At 36.6% G+C, this 20017-nt stretch carries 20 protein-coding genes, 1 pseudogene and 1 riboswitch; of the genes and pseudogenes, 15 read left to right on the top strand and 6 right to left on the bottom strand.

The window, feature by feature from the left end; all coding sequences use genetic code 11:
- Nucleotides 1-109: 109 nt before the first annotated feature.
- The 12 genes and pseudogenes from ACIP9C_RS03050 to ACIP9C_RS02995 all read left to right on the top strand — a co-directional run bounded on the left by ACIP9C_RS03050 (nt 110) and on the right by ACIP9C_RS02995 (nt 11071).
- Nucleotides 110-1078: an ABC transporter substrate-binding protein gene (locus ACIP9C_RS03050; protein WP_401008496.1), complete on the top strand. Its 969-nt coding sequence runs from the start codon at nt 110-112 to the stop codon at nt 1076-1078.
- Nucleotides 1079-1104: 26 nt separating this feature from the next.
- Nucleotides 1105-2133: a FecCD family ABC transporter permease gene (locus tag ACIP9C_RS03045; protein ID WP_401008494.1), complete on the top strand. Its 1029-nt coding sequence runs from the start codon at nt 1105-1107 to the stop codon at nt 2131-2133.
- Entirely contained in the window at nt 2120-2908 is a 789-nt protein-coding gene (locus tag ACIP9C_RS03040) for an ABC transporter ATP-binding protein (protein ID WP_401008492.1), read from the top strand. The genes ACIP9C_RS03045 and ACIP9C_RS03040 overlap by 14 nt, the downstream gene beginning before the upstream one ends.
- An 89-nt stretch (nt 2909-2997) precedes the next feature.
- Nucleotides 2998-3906 (top strand): ferrochelatase, encoded by a 909-nt coding sequence (locus tag ACIP9C_RS03035; protein ID WP_401008490.1) that lies wholly within the window; start codon nt 2998-3000, stop codon nt 3904-3906.
- Nucleotides 3907-4468: 562 nt separating this feature from the next.
- Nucleotides 4469-4644, top strand: a riboswitch (cobalamin riboswitch).
- A gap of 120 nt (nt 4645-4764) precedes the next feature.
- Nucleotides 4765-4989, top strand: a complete 225-nt coding sequence (locus ACIP9C_RS03030; protein WP_173478376.1) for a glutaredoxin family protein — start codon at nt 4765-4767, stop codon at nt 4987-4989.
- Nucleotides 4986-5345: a class Ib ribonucleoside-diphosphate reductase assembly flavoprotein NrdI gene (gene nrdI / locus ACIP9C_RS03025; protein WP_401008487.1), complete on the top strand. Its 360-nt coding sequence runs from the start codon at nt 4986-4988 to the stop codon at nt 5343-5345. Before ACIP9C_RS03030 ends, nrdI begins: the two co-directional genes overlap by 4 nt.
- Nucleotides 5342-7435 carry a class 1b ribonucleoside-diphosphate reductase subunit alpha gene (gene nrdE, locus ACIP9C_RS03020; RefSeq protein WP_401008485.1) on the top strand — a complete coding sequence of 698 codons (2094 nt, stop codon included), beginning with the start codon at nt 5342-5344 and terminating at the stop codon, nt 7433-7435. The genes nrdI and nrdE overlap by 4 nt, the downstream gene beginning before the upstream one ends.
- Entirely contained in the window at nt 7423-8391 is a 969-nt protein-coding gene (gene nrdF, locus ACIP9C_RS03015; RefSeq protein WP_340825359.1) for a class 1b ribonucleoside-diphosphate reductase subunit beta, read from the top strand. The genes nrdE and nrdF overlap by 13 nt, the downstream gene beginning before the upstream one ends.
- An 11-nt stretch (nt 8392-8402) precedes the next feature.
- Nucleotides 8403-8840: a dUTP diphosphatase gene (dut, locus tag ACIP9C_RS03010; protein WP_401008482.1), complete on the top strand. Its 438-nt coding sequence runs from the start codon at nt 8403-8405 to the stop codon at nt 8838-8840.
- A gap of 120 nt (nt 8841-8960) precedes the next feature.
- Nucleotides 8961-9282 (top strand): annotated as a pseudogene (locus ACIP9C_RS03005) (GNAT family N-acetyltransferase); the annotation flags it as partial.
- Between the two features lie 260 nt (nt 9283-9542).
- Nucleotides 9543-10670, top strand: coding sequence for a CamS family sex pheromone protein (locus ACIP9C_RS03000; RefSeq protein ID WP_401008480.1), 1128 nt, complete (start codon nt 9543-9545; stop codon nt 10668-10670).
- 110 nt (nt 10671-10780) lie between these two features.
- Nucleotides 10781-11071, top strand: a complete 291-nt coding sequence (locus ACIP9C_RS02995; protein ID WP_401008478.1) for a hypothetical protein — start codon at nt 10781-10783, stop codon at nt 11069-11071.
- Nucleotides 11072-11119: 48 nt separating this feature from the next.
- Here ACIP9C_RS02995 and ACIP9C_RS02990 read toward each other — a convergent pair whose 3' ends face one another.
- The 3 genes from ACIP9C_RS02990 to fdhF are packed head-to-tail and all read right to left on the bottom strand — an operon-like array spanning nt 11120 to nt 15605.
- The gene (locus ACIP9C_RS02990; protein WP_401008476.1) at nt 11120-12166 is read right to left on the bottom strand and encodes an Mrp/NBP35 family ATP-binding protein; all 1047 of its coding nucleotides are present in this window, start codon (nt 12164-12166) and stop codon (nt 11120-11122) included.
- 12 nt (nt 12167-12178) lie between these two features.
- Nucleotides 12179-12658 carry a helical membrane plugin domain-containing protein gene (locus ACIP9C_RS02985; protein ID WP_401008474.1) on the bottom strand — a complete coding sequence of 160 codons (480 nt, stop codon included), beginning with the start codon at nt 12656-12658 and terminating at the stop codon, nt 12179-12181.
- Between the two features lie 10 nt (nt 12659-12668).
- Nucleotides 12669-15605, bottom strand: a complete 2937-nt coding sequence (gene fdhF, locus ACIP9C_RS02980; RefSeq protein ID WP_401008472.1) for a formate dehydrogenase subunit alpha — start codon at nt 15603-15605, stop codon at nt 12669-12671.
- Between the two features lie 573 nt (nt 15606-16178).
- Here fdhF and ACIP9C_RS02975 point away from each other — a divergent pair.
- From ACIP9C_RS02975 to moaA, 3 genes are read left to right on the top strand one after another with little or no spacing between them, the layout of a single operon-like run.
- On the top strand, nt 16179-16526 hold the full coding sequence (locus tag ACIP9C_RS02975) for a Na-translocating system protein MpsC family protein (protein WP_173478387.1): 348 nt from the start codon (nt 16179-16181) through the stop codon (nt 16524-16526).
- Between the two features lie 12 nt (nt 16527-16538).
- On the top strand, nt 16539-17357 hold the full coding sequence (fdhD, locus tag ACIP9C_RS02970) for a formate dehydrogenase accessory sulfurtransferase FdhD (protein ID WP_401008470.1): 819 nt from the start codon (nt 16539-16541) through the stop codon (nt 17355-17357).
- Nucleotides 17358-18374 carry a GTP 3',8-cyclase MoaA gene (gene moaA, locus ACIP9C_RS02965; RefSeq protein ID WP_401008469.1) on the top strand — a complete coding sequence of 339 codons (1017 nt, stop codon included), beginning with the start codon at nt 17358-17360 and terminating at the stop codon, nt 18372-18374.
- Nucleotides 18375-18422: 48 nt separating this feature from the next.
- Here the strand turns inward: moaA and moaC are convergent, their stop codons facing one another.
- The 3 genes from moaC to ACIP9C_RS02950 are packed head-to-tail and all read right to left on the bottom strand — an operon-like array spanning nt 18423 to nt 19979.
- Complete coding sequence (gene moaC / locus ACIP9C_RS02960; RefSeq protein WP_401008467.1) at nt 18423-18905, bottom strand: cyclic pyranopterin monophosphate synthase MoaC; 483 nt, start codon at nt 18903-18905, stop codon at nt 18423-18425.
- Nucleotides 18898-19488, bottom strand: coding sequence for a molybdenum cofactor guanylyltransferase (gene mobA, locus ACIP9C_RS02955; RefSeq protein WP_401008465.1), 591 nt, complete (start codon nt 19486-19488; stop codon nt 18898-18900). Before mobA ends, moaC begins: the two co-directional genes overlap by 8 nt.
- Nucleotides 19485-19979 carry a MogA/MoaB family molybdenum cofactor biosynthesis protein gene (locus ACIP9C_RS02950; protein ID WP_401008463.1) on the bottom strand — a complete coding sequence of 165 codons (495 nt, stop codon included), beginning with the start codon at nt 19977-19979 and terminating at the stop codon, nt 19485-19487. Before ACIP9C_RS02950 ends, mobA begins: the two co-directional genes overlap by 4 nt.
- Nucleotides 19980-20017 lie beyond the last annotated feature (38 nt).

Here is a 20017-nt window from a genome sequence, read left to right as displayed (position 1 = left end):
ACGTTTATTGACAATTATTATTATTTAAAATAGAATCATAAACAACCGTATGAGAATGATTATCAATTTCATTTCAATTTTAAATAAAAAGAAAAGGTTGGTAGTTAACATGAAGAATTTTAAATTTCTATTAGTAGGTGCGTTAGCATTAACATTAGCAGCATGTGGAGAAGAAAATAAACAAGCCGATGGGAATGCTTCAACAGATAAAGTAGAAATGGAACAACAAGTTGAAACAGGGGGGACGGTAACATTAATAGATGACCTTGGAAATAAGCATGAATTTGCAGAAATGCCAGCTTCAGTTGCAACGTTACATCGAGGAGTACTGGATATTTTGCTTGCGTTAGGTGCAAACGTTACTGGTCGACCAACGATTTCTTCTGATATGAAGGCAGAAGTAAAAGCGATTCAAGAAATAGGTAACCCGCATGAACCATCATTTGAGCAGATTGCTGCATTGAATGCGGAAGTGCTGATTGTACCACCTAACTTCCAGCAGTTTGCTACAACGGTAGAAGCAACAGGTACGAAAATAGTCTACTCTACTATGAATTCAATTGATGATATTAAAAATACGATTAAAAAATATGGAGCGTTGTTTAATAACATAGCAACAGCAGAAAAGTTAGTGGCACAAATTGATGAGAAAATTGCACAAGGCGCTACACAAACAACGTTAGATGCGCTAATTGTTTATGGAGCACCAGGTACATATTTAGCCGCATTGGATAATTCTTTATACGGAGATATATTAAAGAATGCAGGTGGTAAAAATATCGCAGCCGATTTACCAGCGACAGATAAATTTCCAACTTACGCGAATTTAAGTGTTGAGAAAATTGTTGAACGTAACCCAAAAGTAATTATGCTGATTACGCACGCGAACCCAGCGACAGTAAAAGAAGGATTTGAAAAACAATTGAAAGAAAATGCTGCCTGGAAAAATTTAGATGCAGTGAAAAATAATCAGATTATCATTTTACCTGCAGATTTGTTTGACAATCCAGGCACACAAGTCATAGAAGCCATTGACTATATGCGAGACGCTTTAAAGACAGCTGAAGAAGCAGCTTAATCATTTTTTATAGTGGGGAAATTGCGATGATAATAGAAGAGGAAAAATATGCACACCCTCTTGCTAAAAAACGAAGAATGGCATTAATTATATTACCAATCCTTTTGGTCATAGTAAGTGTTGGTAGCCTTATGATCGGGCAAGTTTCGTTTTCGGTAAGTGAAGTGTTTAATGGGATTTTTAGTTCGGAAGATACGATGGCAAGACGAATCGTGTGGGAAATCCGTATGCCCCGTATACTAACGGGTATGATTATAGGCGTTTGTTTGGCTATTGCAGGTTCGATTTTACAAGGTGTCATGCAAAATCCATTAGCTGATCCAGGGGTTATTGGAATTACTTCCGGCGCTGGAATTATGGCGGTGGCAGTAATGGTTGTTTTTCCTGGCTATATTATATATTTACCTATTGCAGCTTTTTTAGGTGCTTTTGTCGCCGCAATGATCGTGTATTCTTTATCGGTGAAAAAGGGTGGTACATCCCCAATGCGAATTATTTTAGTAGGGGTAGCCATTAATGCCCTTTGTGGTGCAGGAACAAATGCACTAATGATTTTGTATAGCGATCGTGTACAATCCGTCCTACCATGGTTGTCTGGTGGTTTGACAGGTGTTGGATGGGTGCAATTTAACATGATTATTTACTATGTTCTTGTAGCAATTATATTATCAATTTATGCAATTAAACATATTCGTATTATGCGTCTAGGAGATGAAATGGCAAGCCTTTTAGGGCACAATGTTGAACGAAGTCGATTCTTTTTAATTGCATTAAGTACGTTATTAGCAGGGATAGCAGTAAGTGTTGCCGGATTAATTGGGTTTGTAGGTTTGGTTGTACCGCATATTTTACGACTAATTATCGGTGGAGATCATAAGTATTTACTACCTACTTCAGCTCTAGCTGGTGGCTTACTTGTTGTTTTCGCTGATACAATTGCGAGAACAGTATTTGATCCTATTGAGTTTCCTGTTGGCATTTTACTAGCATTCATTGGTGGGCCGTATTTCCTTTATTTAATTCATAGAAAGGGGAATTCCATTGCTACGAACTGAGCACATTCAATATCAACATGAGTTCACCAAGTTCCAGTTAGATGATATTACCTTGAAGATCAATGAAGGAGAAATTGTTAGTTTAATAGGTCCGAATGGCTCGGGGAAATCAACATTATTACGTGTGATTTCACGTCTTTTAAAACCGAATAATGGTACAGTATTTTTGGATGAACGAAACATTCATGAAATGAAGTCGAAAGAAGTGGCTAAAACACTAACGATGCTCCCGCAAATGAATAGTCATCAATTAGATTTAACAGTGCGCGAGTTAGTGGAGTTTGGGCGTCATCCGCATAGCGGAGGGAAGACGGTCCTGTCAAAAGAGGATAAAGAAATCGTCGATTGGGCGATTGATGTAACTGGATTGCAAGACTTGCAAAATCGGGTACTACCTTCGATGTCTGGAGGTGAACGGCAACGTGCTTGGATTGCAATGACTGTAGCACAGCATCCTAAAGTGTTGTTGCTAGATGAGCCAACAACATATCTAGATATTGCACACCAATTAGAAGTGATGGAGCTTGTAAAAGAGTTAAATCATAAATACAATATGACCGTTATCATGGTGTTACATGATATTAACCAAGCTGCACAAAATAGCGAACGTCTGATTGTCCTAAAGAAAGGAAAAATACATTACGACGATTCACCACATTGTGTATTATGTAAAGAAATGTTTCAAACAATTTTTGAAATTGATGCTGAAATTTATATGCAAGATGGAAATCCAATCTTTACGCCGTTAAAATTGTGCTCAAGTCCCTGTAAATGATGGTAGCCCATGTTTGTGATAGAAATATGCAGCAACTACAACACACATAAAAATTAACTTATTATAATGAAGAAAAGGAGATTTTAAATATGATTGGTATAATTTATTACGCTTATGGCGCCCCAAAATCTTTAGACGATGTAACACCTTATTTTACACATATAATGAAAGGTAAAACACCACCACCTCATGTGATTGAAAACGTTACGGCACAATTTAAAAAATTAGGTGGTATTGATCCATTAGCAGCAAATACGGGACGTATTGCTAAAGGGCTGGAGCATGCTTTACAGCATCGCTTAACACAGCCTGTAAAAGTATATAACGCATACAAACATACAGAACCTTATATTCCGGATGTTGTTAACACAATGCTTGCAGATGGGATCACAACTTTTATTACGCTACCTGTGAATCCGATTATGTCTACAGGTGCTGCTGCGTTTCATGATGAAGTTAGTTCGTTATTAGCTTCTCATGACGTTAAGGTCATTCATGCGAAAAATTGGCATTTAAATGATGAATTACTTGCTGTATATAAAGATCGTGTTCAACGTGCATTTGAATGGATTCCTGTTGAAAAACGAGCACAGACGCATGTTTTATATACAGTCCATAGTCAGCCAATTGATCCCGAAAAAAACGAAAACTACGTACGCCAGTTTTCTGAATTAGCCGAAGCCATTTCAAAAACAGTTCAAATTGATAACTGGCATATTACATATCGAAGTGGTCATGGGAAAGGTGACTGGCTAGGTCCTAATGTAAAAGATTGTATAAATACACTACATGAAGAAGGAGCGCAAGGCTTCGTCACATGTGAACTTCTTTCGCTATCAGCGGATATTGAGTCCTATTTTGAAGTCGGATATGAATGTCATAGATTGTGTGAGGAACTTCAAGTTGAGTTTGCTCAATCGGAGTTTCCAGGTGATAGCTATGATACCATTCAAGCTTTAGCTGCAATTGTCGAATCATTTATTCCAGCTCATAACTGAGCTAGTTGGTACCTTTACATGTAGACATTCTTAAATTATATTGCCATCTGATGTCGAGTTTTCATTGATGTCAGATGGCTATTCGTTTTTAATCAGAAAAGCAAACGAGTATAGAAGAACAAAGACAGGTTGGATTGCTACAAAATTATTATAAATGAAATCTAACAAATGGCAGATTCAATTTAATATCTTTTTTCTGAATAAAGTAAAAGAAATGTATGGTAGTAATAGGGCTTACGATAGTGGCTAAAATGGTTTAACAGATATAAACTTATATTAAGAAGTTTATATTAAATTTCATCTTCAGTTTAAAATAGGCTGCAGTAGGTAGCATAATAATTCCTTGCGATTCTATGAAAAATCTCCATGAAAAACAAGCTATAATTCTTTGGAACTACTGACTATATTGTTTATGGTGCTTAACTAGCTAGTCGTTTTCATTTATTAACAGTTTGTTCTTCCTAAAGAATATAATGAAAAGTTACACTATAAAGAATTCACTTTTCTGGATTTACTTTTTACTAGAAGGATGGTACACTTAATTGTGTTCAATAACAATATATTGTGTTCGTTTTATGTAGGTACTACTATATGTAGTTTAATAGGGAAGTTCGGTATATCCGACGCTGTCCCCGCAACTGTTAAGCTGACGATGATTTAATCCACTGTGCATTGGTATGGGAAGGATATCAGAGAATGAAGCAAAGCCAGGAGACCTGCCTATAATAAAACAAATCAACCTTTCTTCGGGGAATAAGAAATGGGGACGTGACTATTATTTTGCTTTTTTACGTTTCTAACTTAGGCTGTCTCTCCCGAGAGATAGCCTTTTTATATTATGAAAAGAGGGAATTTAAAATGAAACTTTATACTAAAACTATATGCCCAAAATGTCTTTGGGTCAAATCGGAATTACAACGTGCAGGACTTGAGGCAGAAATTGTGAATATTGATCATGACGAACAAGCAAAGCAAAAAATTATGGACGCAGGCTTTTTAAGTGTGCCTGTTCTTGAAGTAAATGACACATTTATAGGAGATGTTAAAGAAATCGTTTCTCAAATTGAGATGATTGCAATATGATCGTTTATGCCAGTCGTACAGGTAATGTGCGAAGTATTGTTACTAAATTAGATGGAGAATCAATTGAAATATATGATGGATTATTGTTGACTGAGCCCTATCTTTTAATAACATACACAGACGGCTTAGGTGATATTCCTGCAAAAGTAGCCCGCTTTTTAGAGCAAAACAGGGAATTTTGCAAGGGAGTAGCTGTTAGTGGTAATAGTAACTTTGGGCACCATGTATTTGGCGGAGCTGGTGAGAAAATTGCAGAAGCCTATCAGGTCCCGCTAGTATGTAAATTAGATTTACGTGGATATCAGGCTGATTATGATGTTATACAAATGTTTTATGAAACGAGGGTGAAGGGATGAAAACATATTTAAAGCTTAATAATGAGGTGCTTAATCGCTATAGCACGACAGGTCAATTAGAGCTTGAAAAGGACCGTGAAGCAACACGCCGTTATTTTTTAGAATATGTAAATGTACGTCTACGTTATTTTATTGATATTGAAGAAAAGATTCGCTATTTAGTTGAAGAGGGTTACTATGAGAAACAATTTATCGACATGTATGATATAGATTTTATTAAACATCTATACAAAAAAGCATACGATTACAATTTCCGCTTCCCTTCTTTTATGAGTGCGAGTAAATTTTATGATAGCTACGCAATGAAAAGTCGTGACGGAGAAGAAATTTTAGAAAAATATGAGGATCGTATTGTTATTATTGCTTTATATTTAGCACAAGGGAACACTGTCTTAGCAGAACGTTCGGTTGAGGCAATGATGGAAGCGTACCAACCAGCCACGCCAACCGCTTTAAATAGTGGGAAAAAAGCACGTGGCGAATTAGTGAGCTGCTTTAAACTATCAATGGACGATTCAATGAATAGTATTGCTGAAAATATTGGTTATTGTTTGGAGCTATCACGCCTTGGCGGTGGAGTGGGGGTAAACTTAACAGATTTACGTCCATTAGGTGACCCAATTAAAGAAATTTTAAATCGTGCAAGTGGTGTTATCCCGGTTGCTAAACTTTTAGAAAATTCTTTTAGCTATTCGAATCAGCTTGGACAACGAAACGGCTCTGGCGTTGTCTATCTAAATATTTTTCACGCAGATATAGAAAATTTTATTTCATCGAAAAAGCCAAATGCGGATGATAAAATCCGTCTTGCAACGCTATCAACAGGTATTATTATTCCAAGTATTTTCTTTGAACTTATGAAACGTGATAAAGATATTGTGTTGTTTAGTCCATATGATATTTATAAAGAATATGGTAAACGGATGTCTGAAATCTCAATTACTGAGATGTATTACGAGTTACTAGATAACCCGAATATCCGTAAGATTAAACGTTTGAATGCGCGTAGACTTTATACAGAAGTGAAAAAAGCACAATTTGAATCAGGCTATCCTTTCGAAATTTTTGATGATAATGTCAACGATGTACACCCACTCAAAAATATAGGTCGTGTAAAAATGTCGAACCTATGTACAGAAATTCTACAAGTACAGGAAACAAGTATAATTTCTGACCAAAATGAACCAAATGAATACGGGCTGGATGTATCGTGTAACCTAGGTTCAATTGATATTCATGCCGCAAGTAAAGTAAGTGATTTTGGAACATTAGTTGATACAGCAATGCATTTATTAACGAATGTGTCGCAAATGACGAACATCACGAATGTACCGCCTGTAGCTAAAGCAAATAAGCTAATGCATTCGGTAGGGCTTGGTTGTATGAATTTGCATGGTCACCTTGTTACAGAAGGAATCATGTATGGTTCAAAGGATTCGATTGATTTTATGGATAGCTTTATGGAAGCGATGAACTATTATTCACTTAAATCATCTATGGAGATTGCTAAGGAAAGAGGCGAAACTTTCTACCGTTTTGAGGATAGTGATTATGCTTCAGGCATTTATTTTGATCAATATGTAAATAAAATCGAAGTAGAGCTCTCACCTGTTGTCTTAAAAGCACTAGGAAATATTCCAATCGTGACATCAAAAATGTGGGAAACATTAAAGCAGGATGTTATGCAATATGGTTTGTTCCATTCTTATCGTCTAGCTATTGCACCAACTGGTAGTATTTCATATATTCGTAGCTGTACAGCATCGATTGCACCAAGTACGGAGCGCGTAGAGGTACGTGATTATGCGGATAGTCGAACAATTTATCCAATGCCACATTTAACAAATGATAACAGTCATTTATATGTTGAAGCATATGATGTGAATCCATATGATTTAATCGATTTATATGCAGCATCTCAAAAACATGTAGACCAAGGTATTTCGATGACGCTGTATGTAACTGATAACTGGACAACGGAGCAGTTGGCTAAAATTTATATTTATGCTTGGGTAAAAGGGATTAAGTCTGTTTATTATGTCCGTCAACGTCTGCAAAGCTTAGAGGAGTGTGTCGCATGTCAAATATAATTTACGAAGCGGTCAATTGGAATAAGTCAACGAGTGAACTAGCACAAGTATTTTGGGATCAACAATGGAAACAAATTTGGTTTCCAGAAGAAATTGCTGTAAGTAAGGATATCCAACAGTGGAAAAATTTCGAGCACCAAGATACGTATAAGAAAGTATTTGCAGGCTTAACATTACTTGATACAGTTCAAACTAATATTGGGATGAACCGTGTTGCTGCTTTTACAACAGATCTTCAAGAAAAGGCTGTTCTTACTGTATTTGATGCATTTGAAGCGATACATGCAAAATCCTACTCATATATATTCACAACGCTTTGTACAAATGAAGAAATTGACGCGCTATTTGAATGGGTAAAGAAAAATGAATATCTACAATATAAGGCTAATAAAATTGCAGATATTTATAATAGTATTGAAGAAGGGGATTCTGAAAGTTTGTGGAAAGCGATGTTCTCATCCGTTATGCTAGAATCTTTCCTTTTCTACTCTGGCTTCTTCTATCCATTGTACTTAGGTGGGCAAGGCTTTCTTCGCAATAGTGCAGAAATTATTTCCCTTATTTTACGCGATGAATCCATCCACGGTGTGGCAGTAGGCTTCTTTGCTCAAAATTTATATAAGCAATTTTCTAAGGAAAAGCAAGAAGAGCTAACATTATGGGGTTATGAATTATTGCTGGATTTATATCAAAATGAAATGAATTATACAGAGGATATTTATGCTGAAACAGGTTTATCGCCTGAAGTAAAAGCTTACGTTCGCTATAATGCGAATAAAGCGTTAATGAATGTTGGATTTGACCCAATGTTCCCAGAAGAAGAAGTTAATCCTATCGTTATGAATGGTATTCGCAATGAAGGTTCAACATATGACTTCTTTTCACAAAAGGGTTCTACTTACGCAAAAGCAAAAGTAGCGCCAATTACAGATGATACATTTAAATTTAATCGTTAAGGATGAAAATAATGAACTTAGACGTAAAAATCAAAAGAATTCATGCTGATGCATTGCTACCTTTGCAAGCTAATCCAGGTGACGCTGGAATGGATCTTTATTCAATAGAAGCAGTAGAAATTCCTTCGGGAGAAGCAAAATTAATAAAAACAGGCTTACAAATTGAATTACCAAAAGGGACAGAAGCGCAAATTCGTCCAAGAAGTGGACTAGCATTAAAACATAGTGTAACAGTTCTCAATAGTCCTGGTACAATTGATGAAGGCTACAGAGGGGAAATTGGCGTTATTTTAATTAATCATGGTAAAGAAACATTTATCGTTGAGAAATCAATGCGCATTGCACAAATGGTAATCCAGATTGTCCCTTCTATTCAACTTCTAGAAGTAAATGAATTATCTCAAACTGTTCGTGGCGCTTCTGGATTTGGAGCAAGCGGAACAAAATAAGTTCGTAAAGATTAAGTTCGGTACCGTACCGAACTTAATTTTTTTTGTAGGAGTGCCAGACACCCAAACAATTTACACACAATTTCGCAGTTACTTATTTAGTTAGATAAGAAAACGAATGAAATTGTTGGTCATATTCTTTTAACTAACAACATAATTGTCGTCGTCTCTAATCAATCTGTAGATTCATTAGCACGTGCTCCGTCAACTAATTAATGCGGCTTTAAAACGTGCAAAAAAGCTTGGTTTTCAGTCAGTAATCGTTTTAGGGCACAAAGATTATTATCTGAAATTTGGATTTAAAAAGGCAAGTTTATGGAATATAAAAGCACCTTTTGAAGTGCCAGATGAAGTATTGATGGCAATTGATTTGACTAAAGATTCTTTGAATAATGTTCAAGGAACAGTACATTATTCAAAAGCCAATATGAGTGAGAGTTAATGCAAAAACCCTGTGTTTTTATAGGTTTTATTGTATGTAGATTAAACTCTATTTTGGTAAAAAATGAACTTTAAATAACAGTAAAACGATTGTTTTATTTTTAGAAGCTGGAGGTTTTGCACCTTCTTTAAATAACAAACAGTGTTTGCAATATAAAAAGTCTTTAATATAAATGTTAATAGAACTTATGGTAATATAAGGTATGACGATAGTAGTGAAAGATTTTCATAGTATCACAACAAGAAAGGAGCATTATAGACATGGGTATAAGAAAAAGTGCACTATTATTGATATCACCTTTATTTTTTTTAGCTGCTTGTAGTGATAATGAAGACGATAATAATAAAGAAAAAATGTATATATCTTCAATTCAGAAAAAGGAAACATTCGAAATTCAACAACCTGCTAAATTGAATGTTGCGCGAGGATTAATTGTTAGTAATATGAATAATACTTTAAATATTAATGAGATTGAGAAGGGGTTAATGAATTTATCAGTAAATTATTTTTCACCAAATAGTTTTTATATGCAGGAAGGCCAATATTTAGATAAAAATATGATTAATCAATGGTTAGCTAGAAAAACTGAAGAAGGCTTAGGTTTAAATCCACCAATAGAAAATAGTACTGGTAATGTTTTAGAGGATGAAAAAGCGAATCCGCTCATTTTATCACATGTGTTAGAACAAAATTACATTAACAAAAAAAGTGGAAAAATAGAAGGGATATCATTAGCGATATCGTTAAATGAATATTATGACATACGGGTATCTGATGACAAAGGCTTGATTTATACTGACCAAGTGAAAGTTGATAATAATGACGATGATGTAAATGATGTAGGTAATTATGGTAAAAAAATTGCTGAAACAATAGTGAAAGATATAAGGAAAAATGAAGCAATGCCAAATGTTCCAATCTATTTAACGTTGTATCAAGAATCCAATAAAAATGATATACTTCCAGGCGTTTTCTTAGCAGACACCTTTATTGCGGAGAGCAAGGATAGAATAGATAAATGGACTGAGATAGATAAGAAAGATTACACGTTCCCTTCCGATGCCTTATATAGTTTGGATCAAGATACATATAATAAATTATTAAGTTTTAAGGAAGAAATACAAAAGAATTTCAAACATTTAAATCCTAAAGCATTTGGAAAGCTACGATATGAAGACGGAAAATTAGCAGATATTAAAATAGAGGTACATACACCTTTAATAAATGATACGGAATTGATTGGTCTTTTGCAGTTTATTAGTACAAAATTAAATTCTATTTTATTTGACTATGTTCCTGTTACAATTCGTATTATCGATCAAAAACAAGATGTTGGAATTGTTTTATGGGACCCAGAAGAAAAACAAATTTTCGCAACCCCAATATAGTGCCAGTCACCCAAACAATTCTGATAATTCAATAGTTCACTTTTCGGCTCCTTAAAAAAAGAGTATTATTAAATAGGAAGAAACTCTATATAAAAGGATGACGTTCGGATATGAATGAGCAATTAGTGGATTGGATTATTCGCTTTCAAAGGGATAAAGATATTGAAGCACTAGCTAATTTAAAAGACTATTGTTATGAGATGATTGAGCCTTTAATTGTGGAATTTACAGCGAAGTATGGTGAAGATGCAGGAGCGTTATTACGTTTAAAATGGGATAAACGGTTTTATTTTATTTTTACGAAATATCAGGTGAATGTAGGGCTACCTTTAGATACATTCGTGCAAAATACGTATCGATTTTATTTCATGCAAGTATTAAAAAAGGCAGGCTATTTGTGACAGAAAAAATCCCTTGATTTGTGTAAAAGCAAATCAAGGGATTTTTGTTTAAGAATATAGTAAATCTTCTGCTAGCTGAGTAAATATTTCGCCGATGATTGTTTCTTCATCATATACTGAGGAGCCTGTATTTTCTTCAGGCTGGGCGAACGGAATATGAGCTATTACTTGGGTTTGCAGTAAATCTGCCAAGTGTTCGGCTCCACCTTGACCAAAGAGATAGTTTTTTTGACCGTCTGCCCCTGCAAAATAAGCCATATTCTCTACTACACCAAGAATAGTATGCTTCGTATGTTGTGCCATCAAGCCTGCACGGGATGCGACATGAGACGCGGCAAGATGCGGTGTGGTCACGATGATTTCTTGTGCTTGAGGAATCATCGCTGCCATATCAATGGCCACATCTCCAGTTCCTGGAGGTAAATCAATCAAGAGATAGTCCAAATCGCCCCATAACGTATTGACAAGGAAATTGCGAATCCATTTGTTGAGCATAGGACCACGCCACATAACAGGCTGATTACCATCCGTGAAAAAGCCCATCGACATCAATTTAACCCCATGACGTTCAATTGGAATCGCTGTTTGATCAAGCATAGTAGGCTTTTGGTCAATGTTCATCATAGCAGGAATACTAAAGCCATAAATATCAGCATCAAGTATGCCTACACGTTTACCAAGACGGGCAAGAGCGACCGCTAAATTAATCGTAACAGTCGATTTTCCAACTCCGCCTTTGCCACTTGTGATGGCAATGAATTGCACACCAGAATTAAGCTGCAACATGTGTGGCATTCCTTGTGCATCAACATTTTTTTCTTGTAGAGAGGCGGTTAATGCACGACGTTCCTGATCTGTCATCGCGCCAAAGGTAATGGCAACACTGGAGGCACCAATCGCTTGTAATGCCTCCTCCACATCTTGCTGGATTTTCGCCTTTAACGGACATCCCGGTATCGTTAAAATAATATCCAGTGATAGATGTGTGTCGTTTATATGAATATTGCGCACCATATTCAATGTGACGATACTCTGATGAAGCTCAGGATCTTGAACTTGTTGTAATGCGTTAATTACATCTTTTTGTACTAACATATCAGAACCACCTTATTCTTTTAAACCTTTGCCAAGTCCCTTTAAGAAATGGACACCAAAATTGAGCGCACGATTGACATCTGGATCATTTAACATTTTTACAAGCTTAAAGGCACTTACTTTTTCGTCGGATTCGAGTGCTTTGTTGGCTTCCTCTACACCTGAATTTAAGCCGTCAATCAGCTTAGTCGTTGTTTCAGGACTTAGCTCCGTCAATGCTCCCGCAACCCCCATTAAATTATTAATGATATTGGTTACAGGTTTACGTGTTAATTGTCCAAGTGCAACATGGGCGACTTCTTCTTTGGCTTCTAGTAGTTTCATGGCTGCTTCTAATGCACCGATATCATTTAATTCAGCCATAATACGCAACACTTGATTGACCGCTTCTTCTTGATCAGATAGCAGTTGTTTAAGATTGTCTAATTTTTGTTCCTTTAGCTGTTCTTCTGTTATTTGTTGTTTTTTAATATTTGTAATGGGTGCAGCCATGCTCTCACTCTCACTCTCTTTCGTTTATGGTTGTTAAGTGAACGTAGCCAGGACGATTCCATTTTCGTTGTACCTCAACACCATTTTGAGGATGACGCTTTTTATAGCGAGGGTTAGTACGAGGAAGTGGTGTTTTGCCTTTTGCTTTTAGCACTTCTACTCGTACTTTTGTTTGTTTATAAGCTGGTGTTGATGTATTAATATCTGCTGCAGGACCAGTTAAGAAGTTGATAGCTGAATCTTTGCTAACAGAGTTCATTGGTAAAAATAATTCATTTCCTTGTACGCGATCTGTAACAAGGGCATTTAGCTTTAATGCGCCATATGGAGATACTAAACGGAGTAGAGCCCCATCTTCAATGCCTCGCTCTTTTGCCAATTCTGGTGAGACTTCAACGAAAATTTCAGGTACCTTTGATTGAATACCTTTCGATTTATTTGTTAGATTTCCTTCGTGGAAGTGTTCAAGCATACGACCATTGTTAATATGACAATCGTATTGTGCCTCAAATTCAACTGGTTGTACCCAATCATTCAAAGCAAAACGAGCTTTTTTATCAGGGAAGTTAAAGCCGTCTTCATATAATAACGGTGTATCTTTTCCATCGTGGCTACCCCAACAGAAACTACCCCAGCCTTCTAAGACATCATAGTTGGCTTGAGAGAATAGGGGAGAAAGGCTCGCCATTTCATCAAAAATATCACTTGGATGATCATAATGCCAATCTGCTCCTAATCGACGTGCCACAGCTTGAAGGATTTCCCAATCTGCTTTTGATTCACCAAGTGTTGGTAAAACTTGATATAGACGCTGAACGCGACGTTCTGTATTTGTGAATGTACCTTCTTTTTCAAGGGAAGGGGCAGCTGGTAAAATAACATCTGCATATTGTGCTGTACGTGATAGGAAACAATCCTGTACCACAAAAAATTCTATTTGTGAAAGAACCTCATCTACATGGTTGGCATTACAGTCAACAAGTGCCATATCTTCGCCCACTAAATACATCGCTTTCATTTTACCTTCCATAATGGCATCTAACATTTGCATATTAGTTCGACCTGGTTGGGACTGAATAGGAACACCATAAGCTTTTTCGAATTTTGCACGTGCCTCATCATCTGTCACTTTTTGATAGCCTGGTAATAGATTTGGTAATGTTCCCATATCACAAGCACCTTGAACATTGTTATGACCGCGGAGAGGGTAGGCTCCAGCACCGGGACGGCGATAGTTACCAGTTGATAATAGTAAATTTGAAACAGCAGCTGATGTGTATGAACCTCCAGTATTTTGCGTTACACCCATGCCCCAAAGAACACATGTACCGTCTGCATCACGGATCATCTCAGCAACTTCAATCAATGTTTCTTTCGTAATACCAGTCATTTCTTGTGCATAATCAAGTGTATATGTTTCAAGCACTTGTCTGAAATCATCAAAATGAAGGACATTTTCTTGAATAAAGGCTTCATCATGCCATCCTTGATCTATGATATATTTGGTAACTGCCATTAACCAAACTTGGTCAGTCCCTTGTTTCGGACGCATAAAGATATCTGAACGCTCAGCCATTTCATGTTTACGTATATCGGCAACGATTAATTTCTGACCATGTAATTTATGTGCACGTTTCACACGCGTTGCTAAAACGGGATGACCTTCAGCAGGGTTAGCACCAACAATAATAACAAGACCAGCTTTGGCAATATCTTTAATCGTACCAGCGTCACCACCTAAACCTACTGTACGTAATAAACCATCAGTAGCAGGAGATTGACAATATCGAGAACAATTATCGACGTCATTTGTTTCAAATAACTGACGTGCCATTTTTTGAATTAAGTAATTTTCTTCATTTGTAATTTTAGAAGAAGAGATAAAGCCGACAGAACCAGGACCATATTGTTGTTGAATACCACCAAGTTTTGTTGCAATTAGATCCAGTGCTTCATCCCATGATGATTCAACAAACTCATCATTTTTACGTATAAGAGGTTTTGTAATACGTTCTTCAGAATTGACGAAATCCCAGCCAAATTTCCCTTTGACACAAGTCGAAATCGCATTTACTGGACCATCGGAAGGCTGTACTTTTAAAATTTTTCGGTCTTTTGTCCAAACTTCGAATGAACAACCTACACCACAGAACGTACATACTGTTTTCGTTTTTTTAGTGCGTTTACTACGCATAGCTGCTTCCACTTCGGAAACGGCAAAAATACCGCTATATCCTGGTTCAACTTCCTTAATCAAACTGATCATTGGATCTAACATATCCTGTTTTAAACCAGTCATAAATCCAGCCTCTCCAAGCATGGATTTTTCCATTAAGGCGTTACATGGGCAAACGGTTACACATTGACCGCAACTTACACAGGAAGAATCATTGATGGCAGCGCCTTTATCCCAAATTACACGTGGTCTTTCTGCTTCCCAATCGAGTGATAATGTTTCGTTTACCTGTAAATTTTGGCAAACTTCTACACATTGCCCACATGCAATGCATTGGTTAGGATCATATCGGTAAAATGGATGCGACATGTCCACTTCATGTGGTTCAACTTTGGGCGTGTACGGATATTTTTGATGTTCGATTTCCATTAATTCGGCTGTGTTGTGTAATGTACAATTTCCATTGTTATTATCACATACTGTACAGTACAGTAAATGATTTTCGAGTAGACGGTCCATTGCTTCAGTTTGTGCAGCTTTTGCTTTGTCAGAAGTTAATAAAATATTCATGCCGTCTACTGCCTTTGTGGAGCAGGAACGAACTAATTGGCCATTCACTTCCACGATACAAGTATCACATGTTTCAATTGGGTCTACAGCTGGCACATGACAAATCTGAGGATGAGGAATGGCATGTTGATTAATGGTATCAAGGATTGTAGCTCCTTCTTTTACATCATATGGAGCGCCATTAATATTAATTTGAGTCAAGGTAACTTCCTCCTATTCACTTTGAGACATATAGGACAACTTGTTACGGCTAAAGACAAAAGGGAATAACAAATCGAGTTGGTTATTTTAAAGCGATTGTCTTGTTATTATTGTAATTCCCTATTGTTCTTTAATCTACCTTGAAATAGGTGTAAATTCTAGAATATAACAAGTTATCCATGTCTCGGTTTTTTGAAAAATAAAAAAATCCACCATGAAATTACATGTCCAAAACATGCTAATAATTCATGGTGGATAAAATTCTTAGCAGGCCTTGCTAAAAACTCAATCTACTTTTATTTTTAATAACAATAGAATTCAAATATTAAAAACACTATGCAACATCGTGAGATAGGGATTAAAATAAATCAATTCCATTTGTGATATGTATTATTATAGACTTATCCTTCAAAATGAACAATATTAATCATAAAATTTATTAAATGAGAATGATTATCAAAAAATATTATCTCTTTTAATTTTTTTCAAGTTGCTATATCATTAACAAACTGTAAGGGTGACCTCATATCAATTTGCCTAAAAAAGTTTATTTACGATGGGAGAATCGTTGCTATGTCTAAAAAAATACATGAATTTAATGATATGATTCGAAAGTTAAGAAAAGAAGTATTTGGAAAAGGGCCAGAGCGTATTCATACTGTTTTTGTCGAGAATATGGCTGTATCCACTTTATACGGAAATATCACACCGACGGAAAAATTTATTGCCAGTACACCCGAAGGGCTAAAAATGGTACATGCTGCAAGGACGAGTATGATTCAGGATTTATATACACAATCACCACCCGAGGGGATGGAAGAATTGATAGGCAGCAAATTACTGCACTTATTTTCAGATATTAAAATTGAAGAGGATTTTGCGATTTCCGTCTTTGTTTTTGAAAAAAATATCAGTGTATAAAGGGGATGCCTTATGGATCGAGCAATAACAAGGAAAATTACGCGCGTAGAAGGCCAGCAAGTAAAAGAAATAGATGATTTAATCGTCTCAGAATATGCTGTGACTGTAAAAATTAATCAGCAAGAGTTTGTTACGATGGTTTGTACACCAGAGTACGTGGAAGATATGGTCATTGGCTACTTAGCTTCTGAACGAGTGATACGTAGCTTTGAGGATATTGAGGAAATCTGGCATCAAGAGAAAGAGGGCTTTGTGCATATTAAAACAAAACACCTCAATCCCTATTACCAACAGACGCAAAATAAACGTTATATTACCTCTTGTTGTGGCATGAGTCGGCAAGGATTTGTTTTTACCAATGATGCATTAGTAGCGAAAAAAATGGAAGATGTTCATGTGCAAATGACGACCGAGGATTGCTTCCGTTTAATGCATGAGATGCAGGAGGGTGCAAACATTTTTAAGAAAACGGGTGGTGTGCATAATGCCGCACTATGTAATGTCAATGGCATTGTCTTAAGTCGCATGGATATAGGACGTCATAATGCCTTAGATAAAATTTATGGCTATTGCCTGCGTAACAACATCAGTATGCAAGATAAAGTCATCGTCTTTAGCGGACGGATATCGTCGGAAATTTTGCTAAAAGTCTCCAAAATAGGCTGTGAAATTGTGCTATCTAAATCAGCACCGACTGAATTAGCATTGCAATTAGCAGAGCAACTTGGCATTACGACGGTAGGATTTATCCGACAACATACTCTGAATATTTATACGCATCCAAAACGCATCCTATTACCTGCTCAGAATTCACTGAAAGAAGGAGATTAAATGCCGGATCTACAAGACCAATTAAATAGACCTTTAAGAGATTTAAGAATATCCGTAACAGATCGCTGTAATTTTCGATGCCGCTATTGTATGCCAGCTGAAGTATTTGGTCCAGATTACGCATTTTTACCGTCTAATAAAATATTAACTTTTGATGAGATTGAACGATTAGTAAAAATCTTTGTTTCTTTAAATGTGAAAAAGGTGCGGATTACAGGCGGAGAGCCCTTGCTTCGTCGTGATTTGCCTGAATTAATTGCGCGCATTCACCGTATCGAAGGTGTAGAAGATATTGCATTAACTACAAATGGTTCTTTATTAAAAAAATTTGCACAACCATTAGCACAAGCTGGCTTATCTCGCGTTTCAATTAGTCTCGATTCACTTGATGATGAGCGTTTTTCAGAGATGAATGGTCGTCGAGGCAAAGTATTAACCGTGTTAGAAGGAATTGAAAAGGCTGCAGAAGCGGGTTTACAAGTGAAAATTAATATGGTTGTGCAAAAAGGAAAGAATGATCAAGATATCGTAACAATGGCACGATTTTTTAAAGATAAACAGCATATTTTACGCTTTATTGAATATATGGATGTAGGAAATTCAAATGGTTGGCGCTTAGATGACGTTGTGTCCAAAAAGGACATTATTGAGCAAATTCATCAATTTTCACCGTTACAGCCAGCAGCACCAAATTACAAAGGGGAAGTGGCAACACGTTATCAATATCAGGACGCACAAGGTGAGATTGGCGTAATTTCGTCTGTTACGGATTCTTTTTGTTCCAGTTGCTCACGTGCTCGTCTCTCGGCAGAAGGAACATTATATACTTGTTTATTTGCAACAGAAGGTACGGATTTAAGAGAGCTGCTACGATCAGGGCAAGATGATGCCGCCATCATAAAATGTATTTCAAAGGTATGGGAAACTAGAGGTGATCGTTATTCAGATGAACGTAATGAACAAACAATGGCAAAAAGGAAAAATTCAAAAATTGAAATGTCTCATATTGGAGGGTAGAGTATAATAAACAGAAAAAATCGGCAAAATGATGCCGAATTTTTCTGTTTATTTATGCACAAAAGTACCACTTTTTCCACCAGTTTTTTCAACAAGATAGGTTTCTTTAATGACCATTGTTTTATCAACTGCTTTACACATATCATAAAAAGTTAATGCAGCAATCGATACAGCAGTGAGGGCTTCCATTTCAACACCAGTTTTCCCACTACATTTGACCGTAGCTTGGATATGGAGCTCATAGCCATTCTCTGTCTTTTCATAGTTAAATTGAAAATCTGTGCCTTGTAGCATGATGGGATGACACATGGGAATGATATCTGCGGTTTTTTTTGCACCCATAATCCCTGCAATTTGAGCAACTTGTGTTGGATCACCTTTTTTAATATCACCTTGTTGGATGGCTTCATAGACAACATCAGATAAAGTTATAATACTACGAGCAATTGCAGTACGTGTCGTAATTTCCTTTTCTGAAATATCAACCATTTTAGGACGACCTTCGTCGTTCCAGTGTGTAAAATTATTCATTGTTAGACTCCTTTTTATTTGTTTTTGACCAATCTTGCTGTGCATTAATATTGATAAATGTTGAGTTATCATTATCAAAAGGGACATAACATACTCGTAGTTGCGCTAACAGCACTTTCATACTCCGTTTGTTTTGTTCCGTTAATTGTTGTGCCTTGGATAAAACTGTGCGGCGATATAATGCAGCTAATGGTTGATCGCGTAGCGCTTGCAAAGGAACAATCGCATCATAATCGTCATTAATGAGGGTGACCATTTTTTGGATAAAATCAGCATTCATATAAGGCATATCGCTTGCTACGACAAAGAACCATTCCACATCAGGATAGGCTGTCATAATATGATGCAAGGCAAAAAGCGGTCCTTGATGTAGCTGCTTTTCGATGATCCAATGGACGTTTTCCTGTTCAAACTGATGTTGTAAGTACGCATTTGTAGCAATGATGAGAGGGGATAGCTGATTTTTTTGCAACGCTATGAGACTATGCTTATATAAAGGTTGCCCAGCAAACATCTCAAACATTTTAGGTTTACCATATCGAGAGGATTGACCGCCAGCTAATACAATACCAGCAATTTTCATAAGCGAATCAACTCACCAACAAAATGTTTGACAGTAGGTAATATGAGCTTCGTCATAGCCAGTGTCACCGCATTTGTGGAACCTGGTAAAACATAAATGGCTGTTTGTTGGAGACTCCCAGCAGTAGCACGACTAAACATCGCTCTTGGGCCAATTTCTTCATAGCTGAGTGTTCGAAACAATTCACCAAAACCCATCATTTCTTTTTCAAAAAGAGGCAAAATGGTGTCGTAAGTTTGGTCTCTTGGTGTAAAACCTGTTCCGCCCGTGACGATAATGGTATTAATTGTTGGATCACTGCTCCATTTTTTTACATGGCTAGCGATATCCATTGGCTCATCCTTTGTTAGTTGATAGTCCACAACGTCAAATGTAGCTTCTTGAAGTAATGATTGAATACGCTGTCCAGCATGATCATCTGCCTTTGTGCGTGTGTCACTGACCGTTAAAATAGCAACGTGTATTGGTTGCTGATGATGTGTGGGATGCACAGTAAAGACCTCCTTCGAACGTGTTTTACTTAAAAACA

Source organism: Lysinibacillus sp. NPDC093210 (assembly GCF_044753985.1).
Taxonomy (GTDB): domain Bacteria; phylum Bacillota; class Bacilli; order Bacillales_A; family Planococcaceae; genus Lysinibacillus.
This window is presented reverse-complemented; position numbering and strand designations above follow the sequence as displayed.